The organism is Moorena sp. SIO3B2, from assembly GCF_010692525.1.
Lineage (GTDB): Bacteria > Cyanobacteriota > Cyanobacteriia > Cyanobacteriales > Coleofasciculaceae > Moorena > Moorena producens.
Genome location: NZ_JAAHHE010000835.1, coordinates 1 through 1,556, shown reverse-complemented (window position 1 = coordinate 1,556; position 1,556 = coordinate 1). Strand labels below are relative to the sequence as shown.

General features: G+C 49.2%; 1 protein-coding gene. It reads right to left on the bottom strand.

Going from position 1 to position 1,556, the window contains the following annotated elements:
- A partial coding sequence (locus tag F6K38_RS41595) for a POTRA domain-containing protein (protein ID WP_287360686.1) occupies positions 1 to 1,455 on the bottom strand: 1,455 nt, incomplete at its 3' end.
- Between the last annotated feature and the right edge of the window lie 101 nt (positions 1,456 to 1,556).

Sequence of the window (1,556 nt, the reverse complement as noted above, 5' to 3'; positions counted from 1 at the left end):
AATCCCTAAACCAAAAACTCGCTGTAAGTCCCTTTGGGCTTTCTTCCGGTTAAATACAGTACCGGATTTTAACTCCACCTCCCGGGTAATAATAAAGGGGCGAGTATTACCCCCAACCGGTTCCTCCCGGTCAGTCATTGATGGAAGTGGGTTGCCATTTTCATCTACAATCGGGTTACCATCTTCATCGAGAAAACGCACCTTAACAGCTTCAATCACCCCTTCTGCCACGACCAAGGTGACTGTGCCATCCGGTGTGACTTGCTCAGCATCAATGACTTGAGCTAGGTCATAACCTTCTTCCTTATACCAATCGTTTAATTGTTTGATTCCCTCTTGCAGGTCTCGCAGATTCAGGATTGAGCCATATTGCTCACTGAAGATTTCATTAATTTTTTCCTGGTTTACGATTCGTTGCCCTTCCCCTGGGGGTTCTGTTTTGACTGCCACCTGACGCAATACTGGGTTAGCTCTGACAACAAAGCTAATCCTAACTCCCAAGGGAGTATCTTCTGGCTGAACATCCACACTGGAAAAGAAACCTGTGGCAAAGATAGCATTAACATCTTCCTGAAGCTGAGAGCGCGTGGTTGCTCGTCCTGGTCGGGTTTTAATCACCCGATAAATTTCCTCTTCCAGTTGGGGAGGTGCGCCAGTAATCAAGACTTCTGCTACCAGTACTCGTACTTCTGAGGAGTCAGAAGGAGGTTGAGTTGAAGGGGGCTCCAGTTGAGTGGGTTCCGGGAGTTGGGACAGTTGATCTATACCATTTGGAGGTTTTACTTGAGCACTCCCTTCGATGCTATCGATTGATAAAGGAGGTTGAGTTGAGGGGGGCTCCAGTTGAGTGGGTTCCGGAAGTTGGGACGGTTTTTCTATACCATTTGGAGGTTTTACTTGAGCACTCCCTTCGATGCTATCCGGTGATAGTTGGGGTGGCTTTGGGGTTTGGGAAGGTAACTCTGCGGCTGTTGAATCTACCGGAACCACTAGTTTAGTAGGTTTAGTAGGTACTGCCACCTGGGTTGGTGATGCATCTACCGGAACCACTAGTTTAGTAGGTACTGCCACCTGGGTTGGTGAAGAATTGTTCACCGAGAGAGTGGTAGGCACAGACTGCACAAGCGATGCAGCGCGGTCTTGGGGAGGCAGCGCGGTCTTGGGGGTTCCCCCCATGAGCGACTGCCGTGGGTTTCCCCCACTCGCTATTGCATCAAGAACACTCTTGGTGGGTACTGCCACCTGGGTCCCGGAAGAGTGAAGCACCAAGGCAGTCCTTGGTTTTGCCTGGACAGCAATTGTTTCAGGAACCGCTGGTTCAGGTGTTTTTACGTCACTGGAATTCTGTTGAGGTGCATCCGGTAGGGACTGAATGGTTTGCCCACGGGTTGGTTTGGATACACCAATACTGGCAGTAGCAGCAATGATCGCTGCTAACAAGGGAGATAAACGCATTGTGTTGTTTGTTTTTGACACTTCCACACACCATTCCTATTGGGTCATTGGTCATTGGTAAACTCTCAGTAAGCCATTGATTACTGGTTGACGGAGGGCTA